Annotated in this window: 15 protein-coding genes and 2 pseudogenes; 8 read left to right on the top strand and 9 right to left on the bottom strand. The window is 70.0% G+C overall.

Annotation, left to right across the window (positions count from 1 at the left end; translation table 11 throughout):
- Position 1: 1 nt before the first annotated feature.
- Both mmsA and chvE read right to left on the bottom strand, forming a co-directional pair.
- Positions 2 to 1,573, bottom strand: coding sequence for a multiple monosaccharide ABC transporter ATP-binding protein (gene mmsA / locus OG322_RS39185; protein ID WP_329307643.1), 1,572 nt, complete (start codon positions 1,571 to 1,573; stop codon positions 2 to 4).
- Positions 1,570 to 2,703 (bottom strand): multiple monosaccharide ABC transporter substrate-binding protein, encoded by a 1,134-nt coding sequence (gene chvE / locus OG322_RS39180; protein ID WP_123465705.1) that lies wholly within the window; start codon positions 2,701 to 2,703, stop codon positions 1,570 to 1,572. Before chvE ends, mmsA begins: the two co-directional genes overlap by 4 nt.
- A 485-nt stretch (positions 2,704 to 3,188) precedes the next feature.
- Here chvE and OG322_RS39175 point away from each other — a divergent pair, with 485 nt between their 5' ends.
- Complete coding sequence (locus OG322_RS39175) at positions 3,189 to 3,836, top strand: HD domain-containing protein (RefSeq protein WP_123466512.1); 648 nt, start codon at positions 3,189 to 3,191, stop codon at positions 3,834 to 3,836.
- Between the two features lie 51 nt (positions 3,837 to 3,887).
- Here the strand turns inward: OG322_RS39175 and OG322_RS39170 are convergent, their stop codons facing one another.
- Together OG322_RS39170 and OG322_RS39165 are read right to left on the bottom strand one after the other, a co-directional pair.
- A complete protein-coding gene (locus tag OG322_RS39170; RefSeq protein WP_123465703.1) occupies positions 3,888 to 4,157 on the bottom strand; it encodes a hypothetical protein in 270 nt (89 codons plus the stop codon).
- Positions 4,158 to 4,190: 33 nt separating this feature from the next.
- A complete protein-coding gene (locus OG322_RS39165; RefSeq protein ID WP_123466510.1) occupies positions 4,191 to 4,655 on the bottom strand; it encodes a MarR family winged helix-turn-helix transcriptional regulator in 465 nt (154 codons plus the stop codon).
- A gap of 63 nt (positions 4,656 to 4,718) precedes the next feature.
- On the opposite strand from OG322_RS39165, the gene OG322_RS39160 reads away from it, so the two are divergent.
- The gene (locus OG322_RS39160) at positions 4,719 to 5,126 is read left to right on the top strand and encodes a VOC family protein (protein ID WP_329307642.1); all 408 of its coding nucleotides are present in this window, start codon (positions 4,719 to 4,721) and stop codon (positions 5,124 to 5,126) included.
- A gap of 19 nt (positions 5,127 to 5,145) precedes the next feature.
- On the opposite strand, the gene adhP is transcribed toward OG322_RS39160, so the two are convergent.
- Positions 5,146 to 6,171 (bottom strand): alcohol dehydrogenase AdhP, encoded by a 1,026-nt coding sequence (gene adhP / locus OG322_RS39155; protein WP_329307641.1) that lies wholly within the window; start codon positions 6,169 to 6,171, stop codon positions 5,146 to 5,148.
- Positions 6,172 to 6,300: 129 nt separating this feature from the next.
- Positions 6,301 to 6,852, bottom strand: coding sequence for a glycoside hydrolase family 25 protein (locus OG322_RS39150; protein WP_123466505.1), 552 nt, complete (start codon positions 6,850 to 6,852; stop codon positions 6,301 to 6,303).
- Positions 6,853 to 7,023: 171 nt separating this feature from the next.
- Here OG322_RS39150 and OG322_RS39145 point away from each other — a divergent pair.
- A pseudogene (locus OG322_RS39145) lies at positions 7,024 to 7,701 on the top strand (NADPH-dependent F420 reductase); the annotation flags it as partial.
- 155 nt (positions 7,702 to 7,856) lie between these two features.
- Here OG322_RS39145 and OG322_RS39140 read toward each other — a convergent pair.
- A pseudogene (locus tag OG322_RS39140) lies at positions 7,857 to 8,030 on the bottom strand (short-chain dehydrogenase/reductase); the annotation flags it as partial.
- Here OG322_RS39140 and OG322_RS39135 point away from each other — a divergent pair.
- On the top strand, positions 8,005 to 8,622 hold the full coding sequence (locus OG322_RS39135; RefSeq protein WP_329307640.1) for a LysR family substrate-binding domain-containing protein: 618 nt from the start codon (positions 8,005 to 8,007) through the stop codon (positions 8,620 to 8,622). The pseudogene OG322_RS39140 and the gene OG322_RS39135 sit on opposite strands and share 26 nt — an antisense overlap.
- A gap of 4 nt (positions 8,623 to 8,626) precedes the next feature.
- On the opposite strand, the gene OG322_RS39130 is transcribed toward OG322_RS39135, so the two are convergent.
- Positions 8,627 to 9,994, bottom strand: a complete 1,368-nt coding sequence (locus tag OG322_RS39130) for a radical SAM protein (protein WP_329307639.1) — start codon at positions 9,992 to 9,994, stop codon at positions 8,627 to 8,629.
- A gap of 306 nt (positions 9,995 to 10,300) precedes the next feature.
- Here OG322_RS39130 and OG322_RS39125 point away from each other — a divergent pair, with 306 nt between their 5' ends.
- Complete coding sequence (locus OG322_RS39125) at positions 10,301 to 10,825, top strand: SRPBCC family protein (RefSeq protein ID WP_124285993.1); 525 nt, start codon at positions 10,301 to 10,303, stop codon at positions 10,823 to 10,825.
- A 13-nt stretch (positions 10,826 to 10,838) separates the two neighbouring features.
- Here the strand turns inward: OG322_RS39125 and OG322_RS39120 are convergent, their stop codons facing one another.
- Positions 10,839 to 11,693: a pentapeptide repeat-containing protein gene (locus tag OG322_RS39120; protein WP_329307638.1), complete on the bottom strand. Its 855-nt coding sequence runs from the start codon at positions 11,691 to 11,693 to the stop codon at positions 10,839 to 10,841.
- Positions 11,694 to 11,910: 217 nt separating this feature from the next.
- Between OG322_RS39120 and OG322_RS39115 the strand changes: the two genes are divergently transcribed.
- The 3 genes from OG322_RS39115 (at position 11,911) to OG322_RS39105 (ending at position 14,159) form a co-directional block, all read left to right on the top strand.
- Entirely contained in the window at positions 11,911 to 13,284 is a 1,374-nt protein-coding gene (locus OG322_RS39115) for an FAD-binding oxidoreductase (RefSeq protein WP_123466503.1), read from the top strand.
- Positions 13,285 to 13,367: 83 nt separating this feature from the next.
- Complete coding sequence (locus tag OG322_RS39110) at positions 13,368 to 13,859, top strand: hypothetical protein (protein ID WP_123465692.1); 492 nt, start codon at positions 13,368 to 13,370, stop codon at positions 13,857 to 13,859.
- 72 nt (positions 13,860 to 13,931) lie between these two features.
- A complete protein-coding gene (locus OG322_RS39105) occupies positions 13,932 to 14,159 on the top strand; it encodes a hypothetical protein (RefSeq protein ID WP_073733868.1) in 228 nt (75 codons plus the stop codon).
- The last annotated feature ends 187 nt before the right edge of the window (positions 14,160 to 14,346 follow it).

Raw genomic sequence — 14,346 nt, 5'->3', positions numbered from 1 at the left:
GCTACCTCTTGTCGCTGGTCATATGGCGCATGAGGACCTCCTGGGTGGCCTGCGCGCGCGGGACTTCGCCGGTGAGCCGGCCGGCCGACATGGTGTAGATGCGGTCGCACATGCCGAGGAGTTCGGGGAGTTCGGAGGAGATGAGTACGACGGCCTTGCCCTGGGCGGCGAGCCGGTCGATGACGGTGTAGATCTCGTACTTCGCGCCGACATCGATCCCGCGGGTGGGTTCGTCGAGGATGAGGACGTCCGGACCGGCGAAGATCCATTTGCTGAGGACGACCTTCTGCTGATTGCCGCCGGAGAGCCGGCCGGCCTGCTCGAAGACGGTGGGGGCCTTGATGTTCATGGAGGTGCGGTACGACTCGGCGACCCGGGTCTCCTCGTGCTCGTCCACGATTCCGCGCCGCGACACCTTGCCCAGGGCGGCGAGGCTGATGTTGCGGCCGATGGTGTCGATGAGGTTGAGGCCGTACTGCTTGCGGTCCTCGGTGACGTAAGCGATCTTGTGACGGATCGCTTCGGAGACGGTGCGGGTCCGGATCTCCCGGCCGTCCTTGAGGACCGTGCCGCTGATGTCGGTCCCGTAGCTGCGGCCGAAGACGCTCATGGCGAGTTCGGTGCGGCCGGCGCCCATCAGTCCGGCGAGGCCGACTATCTCACCGCGCCGGGCCCGTACGGAGACGTGGTCGACGACCTTGCGGTGCTGGTCGATCGGGTGATGGACGGTCCAGTCCCGGATCTCCAGAGCGGGATGGGCTCCCGGTTCCCCCTCGTACGGCGTTCGTTCGGGAAAGCGGCTGTCCAGTTCGCGGCCGACCATGCCCCGGATGATGCGGGCCTCGGTGGCCGATTCGGCGTGCACGTCGAGGGTTTCGACGGTCCGGCCGTCACGCAGGACGGTGACGGAGTCGGCGACCGCGGCGATCTCCCCGAGCTTGTGCGAGATGATGATCGACGAGATGCCCTGGCTCTTGAGCTCCTTGATGAGAGTGATGAGCTGGGCGCTGTCCTCGTCGTTCAGGGCCGCGGTCGGCTCGTCCAGGATCAGCAGCTCGACCTTCTTGGCCAGGGCCTTGGCTATTTCGACGAGCTGCTGCTTGCCGACACCGATGTCCGCGACCCTGGTCTGCGGGTTCTCGCGCAGACCGACCCGGTCCAGGAGGGCCGCCGCGTGGCGCAGGGTCTCGTTCCAGCTGATGAAGCCGCGTGGGGCGTGTTCGTTGCCGAGAAAGATGTTCTCCGCGATGGAGAGGTACGGCACCAGGGCGAGTTCCTGGTGGATGATCACGATGCCGCGCGCCTCGCTCGCGCGAATGTCCTTGAACACACAGTCCTCGCCCCGGAGCCGGATCTCACCCTCGTAGCTGCCGTGCGGATGCACTCCGCTGAGGACCTTCATGAGGGTCGACTTCCCGGCACCGTTCTCTCCGCAGATGGCGTGCACCTCGCCCTCGGCGACGGTCAGGGAGACGTCGGAGAGTGCCTTGACGCCGGGGAACGTCTTCACGATGGACCGCATTTCCAGGACCGGTGCGGGCCCGGCCGCCGGGCCCGCCGTCAAGGCCGTCATCGGAGGTCGCTCGCCTTGATGTAGCCGGAGTCGACCAGCTGGGTGCGGTAGTTGCTCTTGTCGACGCTGACCGGGTCGAGCAGGAAGGCCGGCACGACCTTCTTCTCGTTGTTGTACGTCTTGGTGTCGTTGACCTCGGGCTTCTTGTCGTTGAGAACGGCGTCGGCCATCTGGACCGCCTGCTTGGCCAGGGCGCGGGTGTCCTTGTAGACGGTCTGTGTCTGCTGTCCCGCGATGATCGACTTCACGGATGCGACCTCGGCGTCCTGGCCGGTGACGACGGGATACGGCTTGGAGGCGGTGCCGTACCCGTCCGACTTCAGGGACGAGATGACGCCGATGGAGATGCCGTCGTACGGGGAGAGCACGGCATCGACCTGGGCGGAGGAATAGGCGCTGGTCAGCAGGTCGTCCATGCGCTTCTGGGCGGTCCCGCCGTCCCAGCGCAGGGTGGTGATCTGGTCGAGCTTCGTCTGCTTGCTGCGGACGACCAGCTGCTTCTTGTCGATGTAGGGCTTGAGGGCCTTCCAGGCGCTCTGGAAGAAGTAGCGCGTGTTGTTGTCGTCCGGGGACCCGGCGAACAGCTCGATGTTGAACGGGCCCTTCTCGGTGCCGGACTTCAGCCCGAGCTTGTCGAGGATGTAGCCGGCCTGGAGCTCGCCGACCTTCTCGTTGTCGAACGAGGCGTAGTAGTCGACGTCCGGAGTGCCGAGGATGAGCCGGTCGTACGAGATGACCTTGATGCCTTGCTCCCCCGCCTGGTGCAGTACGTCGCTGAGTGCGCGGCCGTCGATGGCGGCGACGACGAGGACGTCCACGCCCTTGGTGATCATGTTCTCGATCTGGGAGACCTGCTGGTCGACGTCGTCCTCGCCGTACTGCAGATTCGTCTTGTAGCCGAGCTTCTTGAACTCGGCGGCCATGTTCTTGCCGTCGGCTATCCAGCGTTCGGACGATTTGGTCGGCATGGCGATTCCGATGGTGGAGCCCTTGCCGCCCGACTTCTTCTCCTTGCTGCCGCCGTCCCCGCTCTGTCCGCAGGCGGCGAGGGTGACGGAGAGGGCGAGGGCGGTGAGAACCGTGACGGTCCGGGCGGCGCGCGGGACGGTCGCGGTGGGTGGGGTGCGCATGTCGGTCCTCCGGGTGCGAGGGAAGCGGCTGGGCGGGCCGCGAGGCCCCTCATCAGATGTTCGGTATTTCGGACGCGGTTCGGCTCATTGGGCAACTGGAGGGCACCCAGCCGGCCGCCTTCGGCCATCCCCCTTGACCGGCACGGCGATTGCCATTGAGTGTTCGATATTTCGTCGTTCGTTCGAAATTCTGGCGTGACGGTAGTGAGGGGCCGGGACAGGTGTCAATGGTTCGCGCAGGTGCAGTCACCGCGCACCCGTCCTGGGGGCGACTTTCGGCCGCCCTCCCCCGGGTCGCCCGACCGTCGGGAACCACCGGGTCGGCGCATGCTCCTGCGCCGGTGGGGCGCCACCCGGCACGACCCCGGCTTGTGGCCCGCGGGACGAGCACCGATGGTGGAGGTGCAGGCGGTTCCGTCACGCCGTCCGCCGGACGCACGCTTCGTGCCGCCCGGCACACACCCCAACGAGCGCAGGTGAACGCGGTGGCCACCGATCCCACGTCCGTCGCCGGAGTACGGGTGCCCGATACGGCGCTGACGCGCGAGGCGACCCAACTGGTGCGGGACGCCACGAGCGAGCTCGTCTTCCACCACTCGCGGCGCGTCTACTGGTTCGGCGCGCTCCAGGGCCGCAACCGCGACCTGGGGTACGACCCCGAACTGCTCTACATCGGCGCGATGTTCCACGACCTCGGGCTCGGCGAGCGTTTCCGCACGAGTGGGCGCCGCTTCGAGGTGGACAGCGCGGACGAGGCCAGGCGGTTCCTCCAGAGGCACAACGTCCCCGAGGACAGCGTCCGCAGGGTCTGGACGGCCATCGCGCTGCACACCACGCCGGGTATCCCGCAGTTCATGGAGCCCGAGGTGGCGCTCGTGACGGCCGGCGTCGAGTACGACGTACTCGGCATCGGCTACCGGGACATCTCCGAGGAGGACCGGTCCCGGATCGTCGCCCTGCACCCGCGTCCGGATTTCAAACAGCGCATTCTCGGCGCGTTCACCGACGGCATCCGCCAGAAGCCGGAGACGACGTTCGGCAACGTCAAGGCGGACGTGCTGGAGCACTACGTGCCGGGGTTCGAGCGCGGCGACTTCGTCCGTACGATCCTTGAATCGCCGTGGCCGGAATGAGCCGGCAGCGGCCGGGCCGCCACGCAGCGGCCGCGGCGCCGGACCGGCCGGTCAGCGGGCCTGGCTGATCGCCGTACGGAGCATCGCCACGGTGGTCGCGGCCGCCGCCCGTTCCGCGTCGTCGCTGGTCGCGCGCACCCGTTCCTCCAGCAGCACCACCGCCGCCTGGAGCACGCCGACGCGGACCTGGACGCTCTGCATCGCCGTCAGGACCGCCGCTGCCTGCTCGGCCGGCGTCGCGGTCGCGGCCTGCGGGATGAGAGTGGAGATGCCGCGCCCGAGCGCACGGTCACGAGGCGGCTGAGCCGCGGCTGTGGTCACCGCAGAAGTCTGCCGTACCGGGTGGGGAATCGGTCAGCGACCTGGCCGCTGCGCCCCGGCGTCGTCCTGGACATGGTCGTACACGCGCCTCAACAGAGCGGCCAGCCTTCCGCGTTCCACGGTGGTCAGGGGTGCGAGGAGGTCGTCCTGGACGGCCAGCGCCTCCTCGTGGAGGCGGTCGAGCAGCGTACGGCCGGCCGGACCGACGGTGACCGTGACGCGGCGCCGGTCGGTGGTGTCGCGTGCCCGCTCCACGAGTCCGGCGACGGCCAGGTCGTCCACGATCTTCACGATGTCGCTGCGGTCGATCGCGAGCCGGGCCGCCAGCTCACGTTGCACATGAGGGCCGAAATCGACCAGGGCCGCCAGCACGGACATGTGCCAGAGCCGCAGTCCGCGCTCGGCCAGCCGATCCGCCAGCCGGCCGCGGGCCACTTTGCCGGTCCTGGACATCAGATAGGTCGTGAGTCCCAGGAGGGAGGGCGGGGTCTCGTTCATGTTCATCACGTATACAGTAGGGCCTCACCAATGATGGGTACACACCTACTAATGGATCGGGTCATGGACGCACTGCACCCTCGTCTGCTGGTGAGCGGGTTCACCGAATGCTTCCGCTTCTACGATGCCGTGCTCCCCGCACTGGTCGGGGCCGTACGGGCGAGTGGGAGCGAGTCCGGTCCGTACGCCCACTGGGACGTCGACGGGCAGGGCGTACTGGTTCTGTTCGACCGCGGCGCCATGGCCGCGGTCGCCGGTACCGGGCACCTCCCCGCCGAGACGCCGGCGTCGCAGGACCGGTCGATGTTCGTCTGCCGGGTCGCGGATGTCGACGCCGCACTGGCGCACTGCCTGGCTCACGGCGCCGTTCCGGTCGCCGGGGCGTGCGACCGGCCCGAGTGGGGCCCCGGGCTCCGTACCGCCCATGCGCGGGACCCCGAGGGCCACCTGATCGAGTTGCAGTCCTACTGACCTGGGCCGGGTGCGGCGGTCAGGCCGGTGTGCTGCCGAAGTCGAAGACGAGGCGTCCCGACACCTTCCCCTTGAGGACTTCGTCGATCGCGGAGTTGATGTCCGCCAGGTCCCGGCTCTCGCGGACCACACGGGTGCGGCCGAGCCGGTGCAGCTGGAAGACCTCGGCCAGATCCTCGCGGGTTCCGACGATCGAGCCGACGACCTTCGTGCCGTTCAGCACCGTGTCGAAGACCGGGAGTTCCAGTTTGCCCTCCGCGGGCAGGGCAACGAGGACGAGGGTGCCGCCCCGGCGCAGCGCACCGTAGGCCGCGCCGAACGACTCGTTGCTCACCGCGAGCGAGATCGCCGCATCGGCGCCGCCGAGCCGGTGGGTCTCCTCGGCGACATCCTGGACGCGGGCGTCGATGACGTGATCGGCGCCCAGCTCCCGGGCGAGGGCCAGCTTCTCGTCGGTGACGTCGACGGCAATGGTCTCGGCGCCGAAGATCCGCGCGTACTGCAGGGCGAGGTGCCCCAGCCCGCCGATGCCGGAGACGAGGGCGCGGGTGCCCGGGCGCGCGCCGGAGAGCTTCACCGCCTTGTACGTGGTGACGCCCGCGCAGGTCAGGGGCGCCGCGTCCAGCGGGTCGATGCCGTCGGGCACGGGCACGACGTAAGTGCCGTGGGCGAGGGCGTACTCGGCATGGCTGCCGTCGACCGAGTAGCCGCTGTTCTCCTGCGCCAGGCAGAGCGTCTCCCAGCCGGAGACGCAGTGGTCGCAGTGTCCGCACGCCTCGCCGAGCCAGGGGATGGCCACCCGGTCCCCCACCGCCAGATGGGTGACCTGACCGCCGGCCGCCTCGACGATACCGATGCCCTCGTGGCCGGGTACGAAGGGCGGACTCGGCTTGACCGGCCAGTCCCCCCGCGCCGCGTGGATGTCGGTGTGGCACAGCCCCGAGGCCTCCATGCGTACCAGGACCTGGTGCCCGGCCGGGGTGGGCACCGGCCTGTCCTCGACGACGAGCGGCTCGGTGAAGCTGCGGACGACGGCGGCTCTCATGAGTACTCCTCCGCTTCGGTGCGGTGTACCCGGCCCACTGCGCGAGAACGCACCAGCCAGGCACACAAGCCTCGGAACAGAGTATTTCGGATGGCCGGTTCTCGCTTCTTCTCGCCTCCGGCCCGGTCGCTACCCCCGCGCCCAGGTGTGCATCGCGGCCCGCGAGGAGAAGTTCGCGACATCCTTGTCCAGCGGGTGGTCGGTGTACTGATGGATACGCCAGGACGCCTTGATGCGGGGCTTGCCCGCAGTGACGTAGTCGGCAATCCACAAACCGTCCCCGGCGTACGACGTGGTGTCGTGGTTCAGCCAGAAGTAGCGGTTGCAGTACAGCAGGACCCGGTGGTGCGGCCGCAGCCGTTTGACCTCGCGGATGAACCGGTCCTTCTCGGCGTTGCTCGCCCTGGTGCCCTCACCGTTCTCCTCCCAGTCGACGGCCAGCAGCTCCCCCGCCTTCTCAGGCGCCTTGCTCAGGAAGTACTCCGCCTGCGCCGTGATGTTCCCGGGCCACAGGAAGTGGTAGAAGCCGACCACGCATTCCGCGTCCCGTGCGCGCTTCGTCTGCTCGGCCAGATGCGGGTTGACATAGGAACGACCCTCAGTGGCCTTGATGAAGACAAAGTCCAGACCGTCCATGTCGAAGGACGACTGATGCGAACTGACATCGACACCATGGAGCATGGGCACCGCCTTCAAGTGGTCCGCGTGATTCCGCTTTCTCATCGGTTAAGTGCCCGCGACTTGTGCGTCCCATCCGTCGGAGTGGCAGAGGAATCGTTTCTCCGTCACCCGGAATAGCCCCGGGCAGGACCGGGTTGGTGAACCGGCAGAACCCATGTCACGCAGCGCAGGCACCGTCGGAAGGTCGGATCCATGAAGATCGGCATCATCGGGGCAGGGAACATCGGCGGCAATCTCACCAGGCGCCTCACCGCACTGGGCCATGACGTGTCCGTCGCCAACTCACGCGGTCCTGAAACGCTCGCCGCACTGGCGAAGGAGACCGGAGCCACCGCCGTCACCGCGGCGGAGGCCGCCCGGGGCGCCCAGGTCGTGGTCGTCACCATTCCGCTCAAGGCCGTTTCGGCACTGCCCGCCGGCCTCCTCGACGCCGCCGCCGAGGGCGTCGCGGTCATCGACACCGGCAACTACTACCCGCAGCGCGACGGCCGCATTGCCGCCATCGAGGAAGGCCTGCCGGAGAGCCGCTGGACGGAGACGCAGCTCGGGCACCCCGTCATCAAGGCCTTCAACGGGACGTACGCGCAAGACATCATCACCCACGGCCGGCCCGCTGGCACTGCGGACCGGCAGGCACTGCCGGTGGCCGGTGACGACACGGCCGCCAAGGAGACGGTCCGGGAGCTGATCGACGAGCTGGGCTTCGACACCGTGGACGCCGGCGGGCTCGACACGTCGTGGCGCCAGCAGCCGGGGACTCCGGTGTACGGCAACCAGGGTGCTGCGGCGGCCATCGAGAAGGCCCTGGCCTCGGCGTCCCCCGAGCGGACCGCCGAATGGCGGGCCTGACGCCGGGTGGGGAAGCCCTGACCTGAGGTCCGGTGCCGGGCCGGGGACCTGGAGTCCGGTGCCGGGTCGCGGGCCCGGGGTCCGGGCTCGTCCTGCGGGACAGGGTGCACCCCTTGTACACGCCCCCGTCCCGCGCCGGCCGCGACCCCGGCGCGTCAGTCCTCGAACGCGGTGCTGCGGCTGAGCTTCTCCCAGGCCAGGAGTTCGGTGCGGGAGGCGTCGAGGCCGGCGAGGACCGCATCCGCGGCGTCGTTCCCGAGCGGCAGCCGGAGCGGGGTGTGCCGTGCGGCAAGGGCGCTCAGGATGGCCGCAGCCGCCTTGTCCGGATCGCTACTCACCACGCGCGCCCGCGCGGAGTTCGCCCGGCGCCACCCGGGGGTGCGGGTGGCGCCAAAGCGCTACGACTGGGGGCAGGAGGCCGACGCGCTGCGCGACGGCCTGGCCGACGTCGCCTTCGTCTGGCTGCCCAACGACCTGAGCGGGCTGCGCAGCGAGCTGGTGCACACCGAGCCGCGTGTCGTGGGGCTGCCCTGCGGACACGCGCTGGCGGACCGTTCGGGCATCTCGGTGCTCGAAGTGGGCGACGAGCCGCTGATGTGGACACGGCGCGCGCCGCGGGAGTGGGTGGACTGGTGGGCGGTCAACCCCCGGCCGGACGGTTCGAGTCCGACGTGGGGCCCGACCAATGACAACGTCGAGGAGATGGTGGAGCAGGTGGCGGAGGGTTCTTCCATCTGCTTCGCTCCCCTGAGCATGGCCCGGTACTACGCGCGGCCGGACCTCTCCTGGGTCCCGCTGACCGACGTGGCACCGCTGCGGGTGGTGCTCGCCTGGGTGGACGGCATGGACACCGCGCTGGTGCGGGGATTCGTCCGGGTCGTACGGGAGCTCGCCGCCGCAGCGGATGTGTCGGCCGGCTGACCGGTCAGGGCCTTTCGTCGTCGGGACGGGCCGGCAGGCTGTCCATGAAGGAGCTGACGGAGAACACCGCGCGTCCGGGACCGGGCGGACCGTAGCCGGGGGGCGAGCTGAGCCCGTACTCCTCCATCGTCGAACGGTAGGCGTCCAGCAGCCGGATGTGGTACTCCAGCGGGGCGCCGTCCGGGTTCGTCTTCCCCAGCGGGGTCGTAGGCTCCGGACACCAGGTGGTGAAGCGGGGCGTGATGCCGTGCGACATGAAGAACCGCAGGCCCTCTGTGGTGGAGTCGATGGCCTCCTTCACCGTGGTGAAGCCGAACGGCTCGGCCATCTCCACGCCTGCGACGAAGTTGGGAATGACGTTGCGGGCGCCGAAGACCTCGGCGGAGTCCAGGATGCGGCGGTGCCATTCGTCGCGGCCGACGTAGCGCTCCTTGCCGGGGCAGTACAGCTCGAACAGCCGGGGGTCCCACACCTCGTAGTTGGGGTGGTAGATCTGCACGCCGTAGTCGTGGAACCGCTGCACGTCGGCCTTGGGAAGGGCCTGGGCGACGACCTTGCCGATCCACCGGCCGGGGAAGCGCTCCTCGATGGCCTTGGCGTACTGGCCGTAGAAGTCGGCCTCGTCCCGGCCGCCGATGTGCGAGGTGATGGCGCCGCCGGTGAGCGTGTAGGCCGTGGACGTCTTCGCCGTGTCGTACCGGTCGATGATGGCCAGTGCCTCAAGGACCTCCTCGACCGGCTTCACTCCGGTGTACGGGCGGCCCGCGGCCTTGTGCTGGCGCCAGTTGTGGTTGATGTCGCAGTACTGGCACTCCTCCTTCGCACCGAAGTACTGGCAGACGCGGAAGACCGTCAGATAGACGAGGTAGCCCCACTGGATGGTGGGCGCGACCTCCATCACGGACTTCCCGTTCTCCAGCGTGTGCCGGTAGTAGTCCGGCATCGAGGGAAGCCCTACGTCGGAGATCCGCCTGCCGTCGAGGTAGAGCCCGAGCACTCCGTCGTCATCGGCCGCGACCCGGTAGGGAGATGCCGGATTCACCCGCACGGAGACCACGGTGCGCCGCAGCTCGTACGGTCCGCCGGTGAGGACGATCTCCTCGGGCGGCCGCCGCAGGGCGGCGGCCCCCAGCTCGGGCAGGGTGCCGTGGTCGAAGGAGAAGATGAAGTACGACTTCGGCTTGACGTCACCGCCCTCGTTGTCGCTGAGCGCGGACTCGTCGAAGGCCAGGCCGCCGCGCAGCAGGTCCTCCTTGATCACGGCCTCCCGCGGCACGTGCGGGAACTGCTCCATGAGCCGTTCGATCAGGCGGGTGCGGCCTGCGTCGGTGCTGCCTGGCTCGGTGCGGCTGGGGTCTGTGCGGCTGGGCATGTGCGGGGCTCCTCGGTCCGGTTGCCGGTGATGTTCCGGATACGCCACCCTGTGCAACGAACCACGGACCGGAAGCGTTCTCGATACCGGAAGCGTTCTCGGAACTCGATAGCGGAAGCCTTCCCGGAACCGGGCGCGTCCCGGTACCGGGCGCCGGATGGGGGGCCACTGGGTCCGGTCCGCGGGCGCCCGCTGCCGGGGCCTATGTGACCGGTGAGTAGGGTGTGGGGCCCGGGAGCCCGTCGGCCGTGCGGTCGGCCCGACGCCCGGTGGTTGCCGGAGTCGGCCGCGGATCGGGAGTGCTTCATGCGCCGCACCATGTCCGTGTCGGACGGCATCGTCGTTCTCGCCGCTCCTTCGGCCGTGTACGAGCAGCTCAGCGACCCGACCGCGATGGGCCGCTGGAGCCCGGAGAACCGGGGCGCGAAGGTGCTCGGGGAGCGCCGGGACGCGTACGTCGGCATGGTCTTCGAGGGCCGCAACAAGCGCGGGCGGATGAGCTGGACGACACGGTGCACGGTGACCGCGGCCGAGCCGGGCGAGCGGTTCGCCTTCCGGGTCCACGCGATCGGTGCCCGGCGGCCTCGGCTCCCCGGCGCGATCGCCACGTGGGAGTACCGGTTCGAGGCCGTGGACGGCGGCACGCGGGTCACCGAGACCTGGACCGACGACCGCCGCCGCTGGCCGGACTTCGTGGCCAACGCGTTCGACCGGGCGGCCACCCGGGGGCACACGTTCGCCGAGTTCCAGCGCGGCAACATCCGCACCACGCTCCGGCGGCTGAAGGAGGCACTGGAGGCCCCGCTGAACGGGGACGCGCCCCGGGCATGACCCTCGGCCGCCCTCAGCGCTCCCAGTGCGTGGGGCGGCCGAGCGACGGAGGGAGCCGGGTGGCGGCGTTCCCCCGGGCGGCGTTCAGCTGTGACTGCGTCAGAAAGAGCGCTCCGGTCAGATCGGCACCGGACAGCTCCGCGTCCCGGAAGTCCGCGCCGATGAGGTCGGCGAGCCTGAGATCGGCGCCGGTGAGGTCCGCCGCGATGAGGTAGGCGCCGCGCAGGTCGCCGCCGCGCAGATCCGCCCCCTTGAGGCGGGCGCCGATGAGATCGGCGCCGCGGTGGTTGCGCTTCTTCTTGCGGGGAGCGGTGGCGCGTACGAGTTCGCTGGTGCGCGAGAGCAGGGCGGCCACCTCGTCCCGGTGTGCCGCGATGTCCAGGTCCGCGAAGGCGTCGGCGTCGAGGTGGGTGAGGCGCTCGGTCGCGTCGAGGGCGCGGCCGATCTCGCCGTGGAGGGGGCGGGCCGGTGCCAGTTCGGCCGCCTCCGTCAGATACCAGAGCAGCTCGTGCAACTGTCGCATGACCGGAAAGACCTGGAACATCTGCTGGGCGCTCTCCGGGGCCCCGCGCCAGTCCTGTCCGCCGAAGGTCTCCCCGGAGACCTTCTGGCCGGCGCCGAAGCAGTCGTACACGGTGCAGCCCGGAAAACCCTCGGTACGCAGCCGGGTGTGAATGCCGCAGCGGAAGTCGTCTTGAAGGTTGCGGCAGGGCTTACCGGCGTCCTTGTTGATGGCGAAGTCCGCGGACCGGGTCAGGGTCAGCGCGACACAGCACAGCCCGAAGCAGTTCCCGCAGTCGGCGCGCAGGCCGGCCCGGCCGGTGCTGTCCGCGTGGTCGGTGCCGGGAGCTCGGTCGTTATCGGGCACGGTGCCTGCGTCCTCCGGTGTGCGGGGTCCATGAACGGCCGAGCCTACCGAGCTTCACCGCGGGCCCGGTCCACGTGGTGTCCTTTCTGGAGACGTCCTGCTGGGCCGGGCACGGCGACCGCCGGCTCCGGAGCCGGCGAAGGGGGCCTCCCCGATGGACCGGCAGCTCCGCGCGACAATGGTGGGCAATACATCTTTATGGGAGGTGGCCACCATCGTGGCGAACGCACCGGTCGACAGCATTCCGGCCCGGCGGGTACTGACCGATCCGGCGGGCCTGGCCCGGTACCAGCACGACGAGGCCGAGTGGGCTCCGTACGGGATGCCGCTGGCCGTGGTCCGCCCGCAGAGCACCGAGGAGGTGCGGGATGTGGTGCGCCACTGCCTCGCTCACCGCATCGCGCTGGTGCCGCGCGGCGCGGGCACCGGTCTGTCCGGCGGCGCGAACGCCGTCGACGGGGCGATCGTCCTGTCGTTCGAGGACATGAACCGGATCGTCGGCATCGACGTGGCCGAGCGGCTGGCAGTGGTCCAGCCCGGTGTGGTCAACGACGATCTGCGGGCTGCCGGTGCGGAGCACGGGCTCTGGTACCCGCCTGATCCGGCCAGTTCACCGTGGTCCACCATCGGCGGGAACGTCGCGACCAACGCCGGGGGCATGTGCTGCGTCAAGTACGGCGTGACGCGCGACTACGTGCTCGGCCTGGAGGTGGTCAACGGGCTCGGCGAGGTCGTCTCACTGGGCCGCCGTACCGCCAAGGGCGTGGCGGGATACGACCTGGCCGGGCTGATGGTGGGCTCCGAGGGCACGCTCGGGGTGATCACCGAGATCACCGTGCGGCTGCGTCCGGCACGGCTCCAGGAGCGGACGGTGGCCGGCTACTTCTCGTCGGTGGTCGCCGCCGGTGAGGCGGTGAGCGCCGTGACCGCGTCCGGCGTCATCCCGTCCGCGCTCGAACTGGTCGACCGCCACTGCCTCGCCGCCGTGGACGCCTGGAAGAAGATGGGACTGTCCGCGGACGCGGACGTGGTGCTGCTCGGCCGGGTCGACACCCCCGGGGCCGAGGGGGACGCCGAGGCCGAACTGATCCGGGACTGCTTCGAACGGGCCGGCGCGACCTGGGCCGCGGTCTCCACCGACCAGCAGGAGGCCGATGCCCTGTTCCAGGCCCGGCGGCTGGCCTATCCGGCGCTGGAACGGCTCGGCCCGGTCCTGACCGAGGACGTCTGCGTACCGCGGACCGCGGTTCCCGAGATGCTGGCCCGGATCGAACGGACAGCGGCCCGGCACGACATCCTGGTCGCCAACATCGCCCACGCCGGCGACGGCAATCTGCACCCCCTGATCATCACGCCGCCGGGTGACGAAGCGGCACGTGCCCGCGCCCAGTCGGCCTTCGAGGACATCCTGGACGACGCCATAGCGCTCGGCGGCACGGTCACGGGTGAGCACGGGGTCGGGCTGCTGAAGATGCGCGGGATGAACAAGGAACTGGGACCCGCCGTGCTCGGCATGCACCACGCGGTGAAGGCGGCGCTCGATCCGCACGGCATCCTCAACCCGGGCAAGGTGCTCAGGGGCGGCGCCTGACCTCGCGTTCCGTGTCCGGGCCTCGTTGTCAGTGGGGCGGCGCACACTGGCAGTCAGTGCGTACGGGCGAAAGGGGGAGGCGAATGAGCGCCGAGGAGGAGACCGGTTTCGAACCGGCCACCGGGGAGGGTCCGTCACCCCCGGGCCCGGCGGAGAGGCGTGCCGCCGCGGTGCGGACCGCGTTCGCCGGGATGGTTCAGATACGGCGGCTGACCAACACCGGGCACGCGGTCCCGGAGGCCGTACCGGCCCCGTGGGAACTGCACAGGCCGGTACGGGCCGTCGCCCTCGCGCTGGAGGCATCGGGGCTGTCAGCGTCGGCCGTTGACGCGTCGGGGCGGCGTACGGCGACCGGGTACCGGGTGGAGGCCGGTACGGCGTCGGGCACCGTGCGGGTCGAGTGGCTCGGGCCTCCCGGCAGCGGGGCGGCGCACGAGGAGGACGGCGAGCTGACCCGGTGCGCCGCGGTGCTGCGGGAGTCGGGCTGGATCGCGCTGCTGTACCGCGGGCCGCGTCGCCGAAGGTTCCTGGAGGTCGAACCACCGGTCGGTGCGCATCGGCCGGACGGCCGATAGGGACCACGCTCGCGTTGTCAGACCCATGGGGGATGCTTGTGGGTCCGACACCTCTGACCTGGAGATGCTGAGATGCGCGATGACGAACTCGCCGCGGCGCAGGCGTATGTCCGTTTACTGGAGGCCACCCGGGCTGCCCTCTGCGACCCGGATGACGCCCCTCTGTACATGCCCTTGCTCGCCGCACCGATCGAGGAGGCCGACGGCGCGCTGAGGCGGGCCGGGCTCTCGGGCAACGAGTCCCGGTTCTTCGACCTCGTCCGGTCGCTCCAGCCGAGCATGTCGGGCAGCGGGCACTGAGCCGTGCCGGGCGGACGGCCGGCGGAGCGGCTCCGGGCGCCTGGGGTCCGGAGCCGCTCCGTGGCCCGGCCGGCTCCCGGTCTTGACGGGATCCGCGCACGACGGGAATCATGCTCAGTGCGTGGCCTACGCCTCACCTCCTCCGGCCGTCCCCAGCTCGGTCTTCCACGGAGGCAAAGGGACTTCT

This window comes from Streptomyces sp. NBC_01260, from assembly GCF_036226405.1.
Taxonomy (GTDB): domain Bacteria; phylum Actinomycetota; class Actinomycetes; order Streptomycetales; family Streptomycetaceae; genus Streptomyces; species Streptomyces laculatispora.
The sequence above is the reverse complement of the archived record's forward strand: the minus strand, read 5'-3'. Positions and strand labels throughout refer to the sequence as shown.